We start from the raw sequence: 12,634 nt of genomic DNA on the forward strand, positions 1-12,634 counted from the left end.
TTGTGCGGGGGGTTGCAAGGCGCTGGCGACGTTCACGTCATGTGTTTGCGCGGATCTTGTCTGAATGGTCAGCTACCAAAGCGAACTAAAAAGATTAGGCTTTGCTTCGTCTAGATACCCTCCCCGGCCGGATGGGGTGGGTAGGAATGCCCTAACCTATGTCGCGCAGTAGCGCGCCACCGTAGCCTTGCTGATACCGAAGTGCTCCATCGTCTGCCGCACCGTGGCACCATTGTCCTTGCGCCATGATGCCACACTGGATGCGTCATGTGCCTTCGGACGCCCCATGCTCACCTTTCCACGGTGCGTGCGGCCTGTGGCTGCCAACGCTGCCCGCGCGGCATCACGCCCCGCGTCACAGCGTTCCCGGATGCGCTGGCGCTCCATATCCGCCATCTGTGCCAGCACAGCGACAATCAGTTCGCCGACGCCGCGCCCGATTGGCCCCAGCCCACGCACGTCCAGCGTGACGCCGCGATCCAGCAACCGCCGCACGGTTGCCTGAACGTCCAGCGCATCGCGCCCAAGACGGTCGAGCGCATAGACGTAGAGGGTATCGCCTTCTCGGACGTAGGATAGCAGCGCCCCAAAACCAAGGCGATCAGCGGAAGCGGTGGAACCGCTCACGCCTTCGTCGGAGAACTCGCGATCGAAGCCACCGCCAAGCGCGTGCCGCTGTGCGTCGATCGTCTGGTCGCCGGTGCTGACACGATAGTATGCGATGCGGCTCATTACCCTGCCTCCGAGTCTCAAAAGATACCCCTGACTAACGCGACCGTATCACAAGTCAATATGGTATCTTTTGAGGCGCTATCTGGGGCCTATTTGCCCCCTCTCGAAAGGTGTAACTTTTGAGGCGGTTCGGTAAGGTCAATGACGGTGGGTTCGAGCTCCCGAGGCAAATCGCTAGTGTGAAGGCAGCGGTGAGCGTGGCTGGGTCGCGCAAGGACAGCCGACCGGGAACTCCAGGGTGGCGTGGAGCGGCGGTCTATAGGTGGCGTGGTTCCATTTTGCTGAAATGGCGATAGCATGAGCTTTGTCAGGGAGACCTAGTCGATGCTGCTATCTACCACACTTGGATTGAACGCGAGTCAACCGATGTTGGACTTTGTCGACATTGACCTCGATTTGGACTTCCCTCTTTACATAGATCCTATTGGATTTGTGAACCCAATCGATCATTTCGCACAGGAATGTCAGGACGACATTAGGGACTTCTTTCAGGCGGTTTTACAAGCCATCATCGACGGCGATGTCGAGCGTGGCGAGGCGTTGCTCGCCGCCCTTCAAGAGCCGAACGAGACGCATCTAGGCATCTCCCAAGGTGAGCCGCGTGGACGAGGCATCGGCCTCATTCAAGCTCAACAGCTCGTCGAAAATCTACGCGCAAGTCCCGCAGCGCGGACAGGCTTGCTAAGCGATCTCACCGACTGCGCCTTGTTCATTGACGGAATTGGCGCGGACAAGGTGTCGGACATCACCACGAACATAATTAGACGGCATCTGATCGAATACACCCAACAGCAATTCGAGCTTCTTGGCGTGCCTATAGCCGGCGATATTCCTACGGGGAAAATGTGGGTGCGGGGTGAAAGTCGATGGGAGACAGACCGCTTTGATCGCCTTCCTTTAGTGGACGGGAAGCGAGTTCTTCTCGTGCCGAAGCGTTACGTGCGCTGGAAGGGTGGAATGCAGCAGCTTGCGACCCACTACTACACGCATTTCGTCACGAACTTCATCCGCGACGAGCAACTAAGAACTGGTGGTCATCTAGTTAAGGTTATACGGAGAAAGCGCGAAGAGAAAAGAGAGGTTTACAAGAAAGACATTAAGGCAGATATGCCGCCGACCAAGCGGAATCTAGCTCACTTCTCAGTGGAGAATCCTGGAGTCTATCGGGATTTCAAAGCGACGGTGACTCGACGCGGTTCACTTGGCCTTCGCCGTCTGATGGAGCTTGACGGCGAGCCATTTGTCGAGCGTATATTCAACGAAGAATTATGTCGTGTTCTTCAGCGCATCCCTACCGGCAGACGTGATGCTACGACGTATCACCATACGGTTGCGGGCATAATCACTTATATGTTCTATCCAATGTTGATTACGCCGACGCTTGAACTTGATATTAATCAGGGTCGTAAGCGAATCGACATTTCCTTCGCCAACGCAGCGGAACGTGGCTTCTTTTCGGAGATGCGCGTTGATCCATTCTTGCAAGCTCGGGAGGTGATGGTAGAATGTAAAAATTACACCGAAGATTTAGCAAACAACGAGATCGACCAAATGATTGGCAGGTTCGACCCCCGCCGAGGTCGATTGGGATTGGTTTGTTGCAGAACTATCGAAAATGCAGATAGGCTGCTTGAGCGTTGCCGAGACGCAATGCGAGCTCAACAGGGTGCAATCCTTGTATTCAGCGACGATGATTTTATCGAACTCCTTGGTCATCACGACATCGGCCGCGCCACCGCTCTTGAAGCAATGTGCCGCCGGAAGTTTCGAGACTTATTGCAGTAGCGCTAGTGCAAGTTCGCCTCAATCAACGCCGCGCCAAAATCATCCGTGCCGGCGCTATCTCGCTTGGACAGGTCGCGGCTCTTTTTCGCCAGCCCCAGCTTGATGAGGTTCGCGCCTAGCAGCGTCACGTTGCGGCGGTAGTTCTCTTGATCGACCGGCTTGCCTTCGAGCAGGTCGGCGGTCGCCTGTTCACACAGCATCGCCAGCGTAGCGGCGTTCATGAGCAAAAGGCGCTCCGATGGCGTGGGGTTGCGGCCTAGCTGGTCGGCGAGTTCCAGCCCGATCAACCGGAACCGCTTGGCTTCCATCGTGCGCCCGTCGATCTTGCGACCAGCGATGCTCATATCGAACGCGATCGGCTCAATGGACATGGTGGCGGTATCCTGCGGCTTCGATCGCGCCGAGCACGCGGGCGCGGGTTCCCGGCGTGACGTTCCAGCGATCGTGGATGACGTTCGACACGGTGGTCGGTGACACGCCGGCACGGCGGGCAACGTCGGGGATCGACACGTCGCGATGGCGCGCGGGCATGTTGGTTCGCTTAACCTTCACCAGCGCGGCGGGGTCGTGCTCCACTCGATCGACGTAGGCGAGCACCCGCTTGCGCACGTCTCGCGGTTCCAGCCCGGCCAGCTCGCATACGATGCGAAAGTCGTCGCCACCGTTGCTGAACCATGCGCGGGCGGACTCCTTGATGGTGCGGCGCTCATGACCGATGCGGGGCACGCCAGCGGCTTCCTGTGCGGCATTGACGATCACACCGACGAACAGGCGCTGTTCGGGGCTGATTACGTTGGCGTTCATGCCGTGCGCCCCAGCGTTGCCTTGCATCGGCACCCGGCTTCCAGCGGTGGCGTGAAGCATGGCCCCAGCGGCGTGACGAAGGGCTGATTAAGCGGCACCCCGACGCGATTCATTCCCGGCACCTGTGCGTGTGCGAGACGCACCCGTTCGTCACCAGCGGTTTGCCAGTAGCGGCGCTGGTCGGCAGGCAGAGCGCCGAAGCGTTGTGCAATCTGCCAGCCGGTGAGCTTGGCGGTTTCGGCGATCTGGTGCGCGGCGTTACCGGCAACAGCCTTGGTGCGGGCTTGCCGGAGTGCCTTGGCGTGGCGGTCCAGCAGCTTTTCGGCTTGCTTCGGGCTGGTGCCAGCACGGATCGCCTTGGTGAGCATCTGGCGCTGTGCGGCGGTGATGCTGCCGCGTGTTGCGACAAGGATGGACTCGGCACCGCGCACGGGATCAGCGGCATGGGCGATCAGAGCTTCGCGGATTGCGTGGAGTGAGCGAGCTTGCGCGACCGACAGGCCGATAGCGCGCCGGATCTGGGCGGCGCGGCTGTTGACGCTCCCGCTTGCGGCGAGCATGCGGTCGGCGGTGTCGCGGAGCGCGCTGGCGCTTTCATGGAGATAGGCGGCGCGGAATGAGCGGATCGCGTTCTCGCGCGCGGTCACGGCATCGGCAGCGTTCGTGTTCGCGACGTGGCGGGCCTGTGCGGCAGCGAGCGCGGCGACAGCCGCGAAGAACGATGAGAGGGCAGCTAGGCCGCTGGCAGCATCCAGCGCGTCGGCGAGCTGCCCTTGTTCGGGATCGTCGGTGCCGGCGAGCGCGGCGAGCTGGTCAACGTAGTGGTCGCGGGCTTCGGAGCCTTCCTCATCGGCGTTCGCCATGAGCGCGGCGATGGCCAGCACGTCGAACAGCGCGATTGCGTCATCAAGCGCCGCGTCGATCGTTTCTTTCAGGTCCGCTTCCTGCCGTGCGGTGAGCTGGTCGATAGGGTCGATCACAGGGCCACCTCTGCGACGTTGGCGGAGGATGCGAGTAGGTGCGGCTCGATCAGCCGGCGGACGTGCTTCGGCAGCTCATCGGCGATCGTCGGGAAATACATGGTCATGCTGTCGCCAAGCATCCGCTGCATAACGGGGGCGCTGGAAAGAGCGCCCTGTGTCAGCAGGTGAATTGCCAGCTCTACGCATGCCGTCACGATCGCGGGCGGCGTGGCAGCGGCAAGCGGGTAGCCGTGCGGGCAGCGATCTGGCACGCGGGGCCATGCCAGCGGTTGCGTTGGTGCGAGGGCGCGGCCCTGCCAGCGCATGCGGTCCAGAAACGCCGTGGCGGTGATGAGTGCTTGCGATTGCGTCTGTTCGGTTGCGCCGTTCCATGCGCTTGCGAACAGCCGGGTCGCGGCGATGCCTTGCGCGTTGGCAAGGCTGGCATAGGAGTTCACGCCGGCACGGATCGGCCAGGCGGGCACAGGATCGGTCACGTCAGATATACCTTGTAGAGCACGCCACCGGGCAGCTTGCGGCGCTCAAGCCGCGCCACCTTGAGAGCAGCAGCATCGGGCAACTCGAAAGTGTCGCCGATGGCGATGGGGTGCGGATGGTCGATCAGCCACACGATTGCGGTGGCGTCGGGAATGGTTTCGCGGGACGCTTGCCCCAGCGCCTTGCCGGGGCTGTAGGTCACGCGGGCGCGGTGTTCGGTGCCGGTCCCTTCCTGAACCTTGCCGAACAGGTCGCGCTTGCCTGCATGGAGCTGGCGCACGGTGCCGGTGATGAGGGGCAACAGGTCGGCGAGCATCGGGCACCTTGGAATGAGTGTGCCAGCCGCGCGCCCGGTGAGACGTGGGCGCCGCTGGCGGTCAGGGTTTTTCATGCGTCGGCACTCACTGACTTATCCGACGCCGGTATCGCACCGGCCCCATCCCCACCTCCCGGCGCGCGGCGGGCAACCTATCCAGCGCCGGGAGTATGTGGGGAGGCTTCTATCGCCCGCCGGGGTAAGCTTATGCGGCCTTGATGCCCTTGAGACGGGCAGCGGCCTTCGGATGCTTGATGACGAAGCCCGAATACCATTCGGTGCGCGTGCGGAGCGCGGGCTTGTCGTCCACCTCGCCAAGGTCGCGCGCCTCGATCGGCTTCGTCTGGATGCCGTGGAGCGTGTCAGCGCCAAAGCGGACGGCGTAGATGCTGGTGGTCGCGTTGGCGGTGCCCTGCGTCTCATCGAACGCCAGAATGTCCGCCCCGGTCTCGTCTTCCTCGACCAGCCCGAACGGCACACCGGCATAGCCTTCCAGTTCGCGGCCGAGCTGGTCGGTGGTGATGGTGAGCGCGTTCACGCTCCGCGCCATCGCGCGGACGGTGCGGCGCATCGTCTTGTTCATGAGCAAGAGCGACGGCGTGCCGCGCACGGCGTCGACCAGCTCGTCCAGCATCTTGAACTCAAGCGTGCCGCCATTGGTGCCGGCGGTCAGCACCTGCTCGCCGGTGAGGCGGCGGTTCAGGCCGTCGAACTCCTTGGGGTTGGCGGACGTGTCACCATCGAAGAACGTGCGCAGCCACGTCAAGGTCGCGGCCTTTGCCTTCATGCCATCGTGAATGGCGCGGGTGTCGTTGTCGCCGGTCTGCATAGCGATCTGCGCAACGTCGAAGTCGCTGTCGCCGCCAAGGATGGTCAGCGTTTCCGTCAGCGGGTTCACGACGCCGGTGGATTCCACGTAGCCTTCATTGAAGCCACGGAACGCCACACCGGGGAGCGACTGTTCCCGGTTATAGGTGTAGGCGTTGCCGGCAATGTTGATGAACGGTAGCGCGGCGAGCACCGGGTTCTCGGTCGCAAAAATCTCGACAATGCCGGACGTGAGCTGGTCGGGGTTCAGCTTCGCCCATTCCGAAATGGTCAGCACTTACAGGTTTCCTCTCTTGTTCTGTTACTTGCGGTAGCCACCCGCCATCCGCGCGAAGACGGGCAGCGAAGCGGGATCGGGGGTGGTCGGCGTGATTGCGGGCTTGCCGCTGTCGGTGGCGGGCACCGCCGGCTTGCCGTCGAACACGCCGGTTGCCTTGGCGGTGTGAAACCATGCGAGCTGGTCGGCGGGCGATAGGCTGGCAGGGATCAAGCCGCGCAGATGCTCCGGCACGCCGGCAAGCACTGTAGTGGCGGTGTCGGCGAGCTGTGCCTTGAGGGCAGCAAGCTCCGCAACGGCGGGATCGGGAGTCGGAGTTTCGTTTTCCATGTCGGTTCCTACAGGGGCAGCGCCAGCGCGGCGGCCTCGTCGCGGCGGGATTGAAGTTCGCGCATCGCGGCAGCGCGATCGGGGAAGCCATCGGGGTTCAGCGCCATGAGGGCGTCGGCGGGACTCCAAAGCCCCAGGTCGATCTTGTCGCGCGTGTTGGCGAGCTGTTCGGCTTCGGTGAGGCTGTCTTGCAGCTCCGCGAAGTCCACGGCGATCGTGGCGTCGTCGGGGATGGTGCCGGGGCGATGCGTGTTCACGACAGCCTTGAGCACCGCGAACAAGCGGGCTTCGGCGATGCGCCATTGCGCGATGTCGTCTAGCCGTTCTTCACGGAGTTCGATGCGCCCCGCGTGCTTGGCGCTGCCAGATTCCGCGACCTTGGACAGGTCGAACACGTCACTGCCAACGCCGTGCGTGGCGGCAGTCTGGCGTAACACGAACTCAATCGCTGACAGGATCGACGCAATCGGGGAGTTGGGGCTGGCGAAGCCGAACTGCCCGCCTTGGGGCAGCGCGATTGCGCGGTCTGGTCCGAATTGCAGCACCTCGTTGGCGCTGATGCCGGTCGCCCATGCCTGCCCATGCGCCTGTGTCTCCACTGATCGCCACAGGTTCGCCAGTGCGACGTTCACGGCGTCTTGCGCCTCGATCAGGTCGTTACCGCCGGGGAGGAAAAACTGGTCGTCGGGAAGGCGATCGAACAGCGGCACGAACGGCAGCACGCCGTAGGGGTTGGCGTTGCCGGGATTGCCGTCGATCCGGCGGGGCACGCCGCGATAGTTCAGGTGCCGGAAGCTGGTGGCGGACCAGTCGGAATAGGTCACGTCTTCGGCGCGGGTCGCACCGTGCGTGATGATGACACGTTCCGGGTTTTCCGGGTCGCTGTAGAGCACGTCCAGCACGTTCGGCGTGATGACGTTCAGCGTTGGCGTGCCAGTCGCATCGTTGAAGCCGACTTGCAGCAGCCCCGTCTTGCACAGCTTCACATAGCGCGAAGCCTTCTTGAGCACGGCGTCGGCGTTCATCGCACGATAAAGCGCGTCCATCGTCGCTTGATCGACGCCGGTGAACACGCGACGGGGCTGGATGCGGTATGTGTTGGCGCGACGGTTGGTGATCGCGCGCACGACGTTGATGCTGAAAAGCCGGAACTGTTCAGGGCGCGACCACCGGCGAGCAATGAGCTTGAGCGTCTCTTGTGACTGCTCGTCCCAATAATAGCGAAGACGACGCGCACAATCTTCCTTGCGGTCGCGCGAAGCAGATGCTATCCGAACAGTATCAGTTGCAAACAACACTTGACGCACTAAGCTCCAAACATACAAAAGTGGTAGTAGTATAGCTTAATATTGCTTGCGAGTCACGAGTTTTTTCATCGTGGCATCGTATGTGCGCCAACATTTGTCAGCTTCGTCGTCGCGAAGACTTCAAAGCCAACCGGCTGGACGAGCTTGCGAGCACGGTAGGCGTCGAACAGACGTGAGGCTTCGCGCATCGACCGGCACTCACGTGCGCACATCGGCACATGAGCACCACCGTTCAGGACGCACGCCGCGATCGCAGGACCGCGCCCGTGGCAATGGATGCCCTCAAGCTCATACGGGTTCAGGGAGACGTGCCGAAGGGAATGCGCAGCCCATGCCAGCGCATGCACAAAGTCGTCGTGTGCGCCGCGCGGGTGCGTGAACTTGGGAACGGCGGCTTCGCCATCGGTCGCCTTGCCGTCCGCGTGAACCTCGAACACGGCGAGTTCGGCGAGGAGGTCTTTGAAGGCGGGGTGGATGTGGAGGCGCTGTTCAGCCGCAGCCTGATACAAGCTCATGAAGGCCTGATATTTCGACTTGCGCGAGGGGTGGACCACCTCCACCCCGGAGCTGAACGGCTGTGTCGCGGCCCAATCTGCCACGTCCTGCGCCCCGTATGACTCCAGCGTGGCGCGGCTCATGCCGTAACCCCGATGGTAACCGTCCATCCGGCTTTTGATACCGCCAAGCCGGCCGAGGAACACGCTGTCGGCGTCCAGCACGAACAGGTGTTCCTCATCGTCCAGCACGATCTTGGCGACACAGGCGGTCACCGTGCGGTCGCCGTGGCGCGATCCGCCGAACGCGCGGTCCAAGCCACCGCCGACGATGTAGGCGGACCCGGCAGCGAGCGCCTTCACGTCCAGCGGATATTCGTGAGTTACTTGCGCCAGCACATCGGCGGGGAACAAGGCGCTGGTCGCATCGCCCCAACGGTTCAGGTGATACAGCGCGAACTCATGCGGCAGCATCTGGCGCGACAGCGACCGGAGCTTGTTTTCGCTAATCCACGGCGGTGCGTTGCGACATGCGTCGTCAAGGTCGGCGTAGGCGATGTGGCTGAACGTGATCGACGTGTCGGGGTCGGTCGGATGGTTCGCGGCCTGATGCAGCTCAAAGAGCTTGTTCGACTTGGGAGAGACGGTGCTGTCGATCAGCATGAGCGAGCCGGCGGTGTCCAGCAGCGAGCCGGCGAGCGCCGCGAACACCTCATCGCCGCGTGGCGCAGCGTGCAGTTCCGATACCTGGGCGCACGACAGCTTTTTGCCCCACAGCGCGGCGGGGTTGGCACTGAACGCTTGGATGGTGGAGCCGGCGGTCGGGAACTCGATACGGTCGGTAAGCACGTTGATGGTGCCCGCCGCGACCAGCCGCTTGAGCAAGGGCGTCTGCTCGAAAGCCTCACGGATCGACCTGAACGCCGTATCGACCACCTGCTTTTCGCTGTTCGCGACCACGGCGACGGTTTCGGTCTGGCGAGTGAGAAACCGCCAAACGATAATCATGGCAGAGGTCACGGACTTGCCGTGTCGGCGGGGCCAGCAGAACGCCGCGACAGACACGTCCTTGCCGTCCAGCGCCTTGGCGATCTCCGCGGCTTCGCGAGGTCCGGGAACGAACGGGGTGAACCCGCCGGTGCTCGACCGGACGCGGGGCTGCACGTCATCAAGAAACTTGAAAAAGCCCGCGCTGCCGTTGCGCCATGAGGCGATCGACGCGGCGAGGTTGGAAGTGGCATGGGCGGTGGACAAGGATAGGACTCGGGAGCTGATTTGAGACGCCGCGTGGTCCGCGGGATCAGCCTAACGACGCTCGACTTGAGCGGCCCCTGTCCGGGCGTGGACCGCACGCGGTCCTGAAAGTTTCGATGCCTTACGCCGCTCCGCGGCTAGTGGCCTGTCGTGTTCACCGTGAGCGCGCTAACGTGATCGCCTCGAACGCCGTGAGCTGTAGCGCTCCGGGAGCTTGTGGATTATCCCGATCCTCAAGCGGGGTCTGCGGGATCGCCGCCTACACCAGCATACTACCAAAACTCGAACAGAAAGGAAACAGGTTTTCGCGCCGGCATCGATTCAACGCCGCGAGCCTCGGGTCTCGCCGATCCCATTTTCACTCCGACCGAGATTTAGTTTCAAATGAAACTTTGACAAATAAGAGCGATGCGCAGCGTCGCTCTTATTCTCGAACGAAGTGAGAGAATACCGAATCAGATAAGCTCATGAATCTTATATAATAGTATTATTTAATTCTTAGGGACGCACGCGATCGCGCATACGCGGGTATATATATATACACGGGTGCGCGCGCTAAGGGGTTCGAGGTTGGGGCTGAACCACACCGGCGGGGAGCTTCGCGGCGACAGCGAAGCACGACGACGAAGCACGCGTGCTGTTGCCGGCGTGCAACACCTGTTGCTGGAAGCCCTCTATTTCGCCCGTAGAGGCACCGTAGAGCGCGATTTGAGTGCTTTGGCTAGTTGGATAGCCAGCAGCCACTATAAGCGTGCTGCGAGCCTTAAATCGCCTCATCTGTGTGAGCCAAGCGTGCGCCCGATCGGCGCGAACTCCACGCCATCAAAACGCACCTGCGCAATCACCGGCGCGAGGAAACGCACCGTGCCCTGTCGCACAGCGCCATAACCGGCGGTGGTGCTTTTCTGGTCATGCCCCAGCGCGACGGCGATCTGGTCATCCACAAGCCCGACCTCCACCCGGAGACGGTCTGCCAGCTCATGCCGAAAGCTATGCGCGCCCAAGCCATCCGCACCTGCCTTGACGCCGATACGGGTAAGGTAGTCGCGCCAGAACGCCGAAGGCTCCGCGCCTAGCTGGTCACGTTCGTTCACCTCCAGCTCCGGGAACAGGCGGCTATCACCACCAGCCGCGCGGCGTTTCTCCACAAAGGCGACGAACCCAAGCTCGACCAACTTTGCGTGCGCGACCGACGCCCGCGACTGCCCCGCTTTCGTCGTCTGACCCTTCCCCGGTGCATGCTGAATGTCGATGATCCATGCGCCGCTATCATGCTGTGACACGTCTTCGGTGCGGAGCTGTGCCGCCTCGCCGACACGCATGCCGGTGAACAGGCACAACAACGGAATCCAATACCGCCAATCGTTCGCACGAACCTCTCCGGGCCGGTGCTCTTTGCCGTCCGCCTCGAAACCGGTGAACAGGGGCGATGCCAGCACCTTATTCAGGCGGTCGGTGCCTAGCGGCGGGCGCGGATTTTTGCCGCGCACCTTGTCATGAAACAGGCCCGCGCACGGGTTCGACAAGTCCCATCGTTCCTTGATGAGCCACGCGAAAAGCGGCGATATGGTGGACAGGTGTTTGTTCACCGTCGTGAGCGCCGTGCGAGGCATATCGGCATCACGGGCCTTCGCTGCCGCCTCTCGCATCGACAGGCCGCGCATATCGGCCCTGTCACGCCATTTGGGCGGTAGCTGGCGCAAGGTGTCGCGGTATCCGCGGACGTGTTCCGGCTTGATCGACGCCACGGCGCGATCGACCCCAATGAACGCCGCGAACTGCTCGATAACTTTGCGATCCTGCTTGAGCGTGTCGTCGCGCTTGCGGCCTTCGGCGAGGCGCTGTTCGGCATAGCGGTCGAACAGGTCCAGCAACGTCTCACCGGGCTTGGCCTTGTCCTGCTCACGCTGGCGAACGCGGGCGACCAGCGGGCTTTCGGCAGAAGCCTCAAGGTCGCCACGGGCGCGGGCATGGCTGGTTTTCAACGCCGCCATGCGTGCGGCGTTCAGGTCGGTGAGGAACTGCCGGTAAGCCGGGGTGCCGGGTTCAAGGTTCAGCCCCATGCCGTCGATAATATCGCCGGCGATCCCCTCGACTAGTGAGTGATCGCCGGTTGCTGCCAGTGGCGTGAATGCATCTAACGCGGCTTCCGTGCGGTGCATGTGCCGACGCCAGCCGCCGGGTTGCTGTCGCCGCATGTCGCTTTGCGCGAGCGCTTCGTCGTGCCCAAACTCGACTGCCAGCGCCTCTAGCTCCGCTTGCGTTGGCTTTCGACGTGCTTGCGACGGCACGGACAGCACCGCCAACGGCTCACCCCGCGCGGTCGCCCATTCTCGTTTCCATTCGTCCAGCACCGCCAAGGCACGATCGGACGCGATCCGGCGATCGGTCGTGCCCATCGACATCGTGCGCTCTTTGGGTTTGCCGGGGGCGTGCAGGGCGCGCGGGATCGGCACGCGAAGTTGCCAAGTGGCACGCTTGCCGCGCTGGACAAGGTAGGTGGCGAGAGACATGGAAGGCAGGTTCCCCGTGTAAGTGCTGTAGCAACCTGTAGCACGGGTGCTGTAGCAAGTGTAGTCTGAAACCCGCAGAAAACCGCGACTCGTGGTCAATTCTGTGTCAAGATTGACCTTCTATTCCCATCCTGTCTCCCCGACCATCATCCTTTCCATTTCATCCTTTGTGGCCGGCTCATCGCGATTAGCGATCGATGTCGCTCTTGCGTGTCGCTGCGCAACGAGCCGCGCACCGATGCGACCGTAAGCTACGCGGCGTCTTTCGCTCGCTTGCCGAAATGTGCTGCGGCAATCGGCACTTCCGATGCTGCTCCGGCGATCACGATACGATTCGTGATGGAGCGGAACCGTCAACCAAATGATGGCGAGCAAGCGGCACGGCTCGCGCCGCCCGCGAATCCCGGCGCAGAATGGCGATTTTCCGCCGTTTTCATCATGACCGATCCCCGCCCGACGCCGTTTTGCCGCGCGATTGAAAGAAAATTGCAAAAAAGGGTTTGACCGAATCAAACACCCTGCCTAGAGGGGTGT

At 62.2% G+C, this 12,634-nt stretch carries 13 protein-coding genes; 2 read left to right on the forward strand and 11 right to left on the reverse strand.

Annotated features, from left to right (window positions below):
- Window positions 1-156 precede the first annotated feature (156 nt).
- The gene (locus EJC47_RS19940) at window positions 157-732 is read right to left on the reverse strand and encodes a recombinase family protein (protein ID WP_126849463.1); all 576 of its coding nucleotides are present in this window, start codon (window positions 730-732) and stop codon (window positions 157-159) included.
- Between the two features lie 324 nt (window positions 733-1,056).
- On the opposite strand from EJC47_RS19940, the gene EJC47_RS19945 reads away from it, so the two are divergent.
- The gene (locus tag EJC47_RS19945) at window positions 1,057-2,517 is read left to right on the forward strand and encodes a hypothetical protein (RefSeq protein ID WP_126849464.1); all 1,461 of its coding nucleotides are present in this window, start codon (window positions 1,057-1,059) and stop codon (window positions 2,515-2,517) included.
- 2 nt (window positions 2,518-2,519) lie between these two features.
- Here the strand turns inward: EJC47_RS19945 and EJC47_RS19950 are convergent, their stop codons facing one another.
- The 10 genes from EJC47_RS19950 to EJC47_RS19995 form a co-directional block, all read right to left on the reverse strand.
- On the reverse strand, window positions 2,520-2,888 hold the full coding sequence (locus EJC47_RS19950; protein ID WP_126849465.1) for a hypothetical protein: 369 nt from the start codon (window positions 2,886-2,888) through the stop codon (window positions 2,520-2,522).
- The gene (locus tag EJC47_RS21475; RefSeq protein ID WP_260591686.1) at window positions 2,878-3,321 is read right to left on the reverse strand and encodes a helix-turn-helix domain-containing protein; all 444 of its coding nucleotides are present in this window, start codon (window positions 3,319-3,321) and stop codon (window positions 2,878-2,880) included. Before EJC47_RS21475 ends, EJC47_RS19950 begins: the two co-directional genes overlap by 11 nt.
- Window positions 3,318-4,301: a phage minor head protein gene (locus tag EJC47_RS19960; protein ID WP_126849466.1), complete on the reverse strand. Its 984-nt coding sequence runs from the start codon at window positions 4,299-4,301 to the stop codon at window positions 3,318-3,320. Before EJC47_RS19960 ends, EJC47_RS21475 begins: the two co-directional genes overlap by 4 nt.
- A complete protein-coding gene (locus tag EJC47_RS19965) occupies window positions 4,298-4,780 on the reverse strand; it encodes a DnaT-like ssDNA-binding protein (RefSeq protein ID WP_126849467.1) in 483 nt (160 codons plus the stop codon). The genes EJC47_RS19960 and EJC47_RS19965 overlap by 4 nt, the downstream gene beginning before the upstream one ends.
- A complete protein-coding gene (locus EJC47_RS19970; protein ID WP_126849468.1) occupies window positions 4,777-5,097 on the reverse strand; it encodes a hypothetical protein in 321 nt (106 codons plus the stop codon). The genes EJC47_RS19965 and EJC47_RS19970 overlap by 4 nt, the downstream gene beginning before the upstream one ends.
- A gap of 205 nt (window positions 5,098-5,302) precedes the next feature.
- On the reverse strand, window positions 5,303-6,202 hold the full coding sequence (locus EJC47_RS19975; RefSeq protein WP_126849469.1) for a major capsid protein: 900 nt from the start codon (window positions 6,200-6,202) through the stop codon (window positions 5,303-5,305).
- 24 nt (window positions 6,203-6,226) lie between these two features.
- On the reverse strand, window positions 6,227-6,532 hold the full coding sequence (locus EJC47_RS19980) for a hypothetical protein (protein ID WP_126849470.1): 306 nt from the start codon (window positions 6,530-6,532) through the stop codon (window positions 6,227-6,229).
- Window positions 6,533-6,540: 8 nt separating this feature from the next.
- Window positions 6,541-7,659 carry a hypothetical protein gene (locus tag EJC47_RS19985; protein ID WP_221885196.1) on the reverse strand — a complete coding sequence of 373 codons (1,119 nt, stop codon included), beginning with the start codon at window positions 7,657-7,659 and terminating at the stop codon, window positions 6,541-6,543.
- A gap of 245 nt (window positions 7,660-7,904) precedes the next feature.
- A complete protein-coding gene (locus tag EJC47_RS19990; RefSeq protein ID WP_221885197.1) occupies window positions 7,905-9,587 on the reverse strand; it encodes a terminase large subunit domain-containing protein in 1,683 nt (560 codons plus the stop codon).
- A 773-nt stretch (window positions 9,588-10,360) separates the two neighbouring features.
- Window positions 10,361-12,100 carry a tyrosine-type recombinase/integrase gene (locus EJC47_RS19995; RefSeq protein WP_126849471.1) on the reverse strand — a complete coding sequence of 580 codons (1,740 nt, stop codon included), beginning with the start codon at window positions 12,098-12,100 and terminating at the stop codon, window positions 10,361-10,363.
- A gap of 210 nt (window positions 12,101-12,310) precedes the next feature.
- Here EJC47_RS19995 and EJC47_RS20000 point away from each other — a divergent pair, with 210 nt between their 5' ends.
- The gene (locus EJC47_RS20000) at window positions 12,311-12,604 is read left to right on the forward strand and encodes a hypothetical protein (RefSeq protein ID WP_126849472.1); all 294 of its coding nucleotides are present in this window, start codon (window positions 12,311-12,313) and stop codon (window positions 12,602-12,604) included.
- Window positions 12,605-12,634 lie beyond the last annotated feature (30 nt).

This window comes from Sphingomonas sp. TF3 (assembly GCF_003985085.1).
GTDB lineage: Bacteria > Pseudomonadota > Alphaproteobacteria > Sphingomonadales > Sphingomonadaceae > Sphingomonas.

Coding starts and splice junctions, on each gene's coding strand:
- EJC47_RS21475 (WP_260591686.1), bottom strand. CDS start 3,321: ATGAACGCCAACGTAATCAGCCCCGAACAGCGCCTGTTCGTCGGTGTG.
- EJC47_RS19995 (WP_126849471.1), bottom strand. CDS start 12,100: ATGTCTCTCGCCACCTACCTTGTCCAGCGCGGCAAGCGTGCCACTTGG.
- EJC47_RS19980 (WP_126849470.1), bottom strand. CDS start 6,532: ATGGAAAACGAAACTCCGACTCCCGATCCCGCCGTTGCGGAGCTTGCT.
- EJC47_RS19970 (WP_126849468.1), bottom strand. CDS start 5,097: ATGCTCGCCGACCTGTTGCCCCTCATCACCGGCACCGTGCGCCAGCTC.
- EJC47_RS19945 (WP_126849464.1), top strand. CDS start 1,057: ATGCTGCTATCTACCACACTTGGATTGAACGCGAGTCAACCGATGTTG.
- EJC47_RS19940 (WP_126849463.1), bottom strand. CDS start 732: ATGAGCCGCATCGCATACTATCGTGTCAGCACCGGCGACCAGACGATC.
- EJC47_RS19950 (WP_126849465.1), bottom strand. CDS start 2,888: ATGTCCATTGAGCCGATCGCGTTCGATATGAGCATCGCTGGTCGCAAG.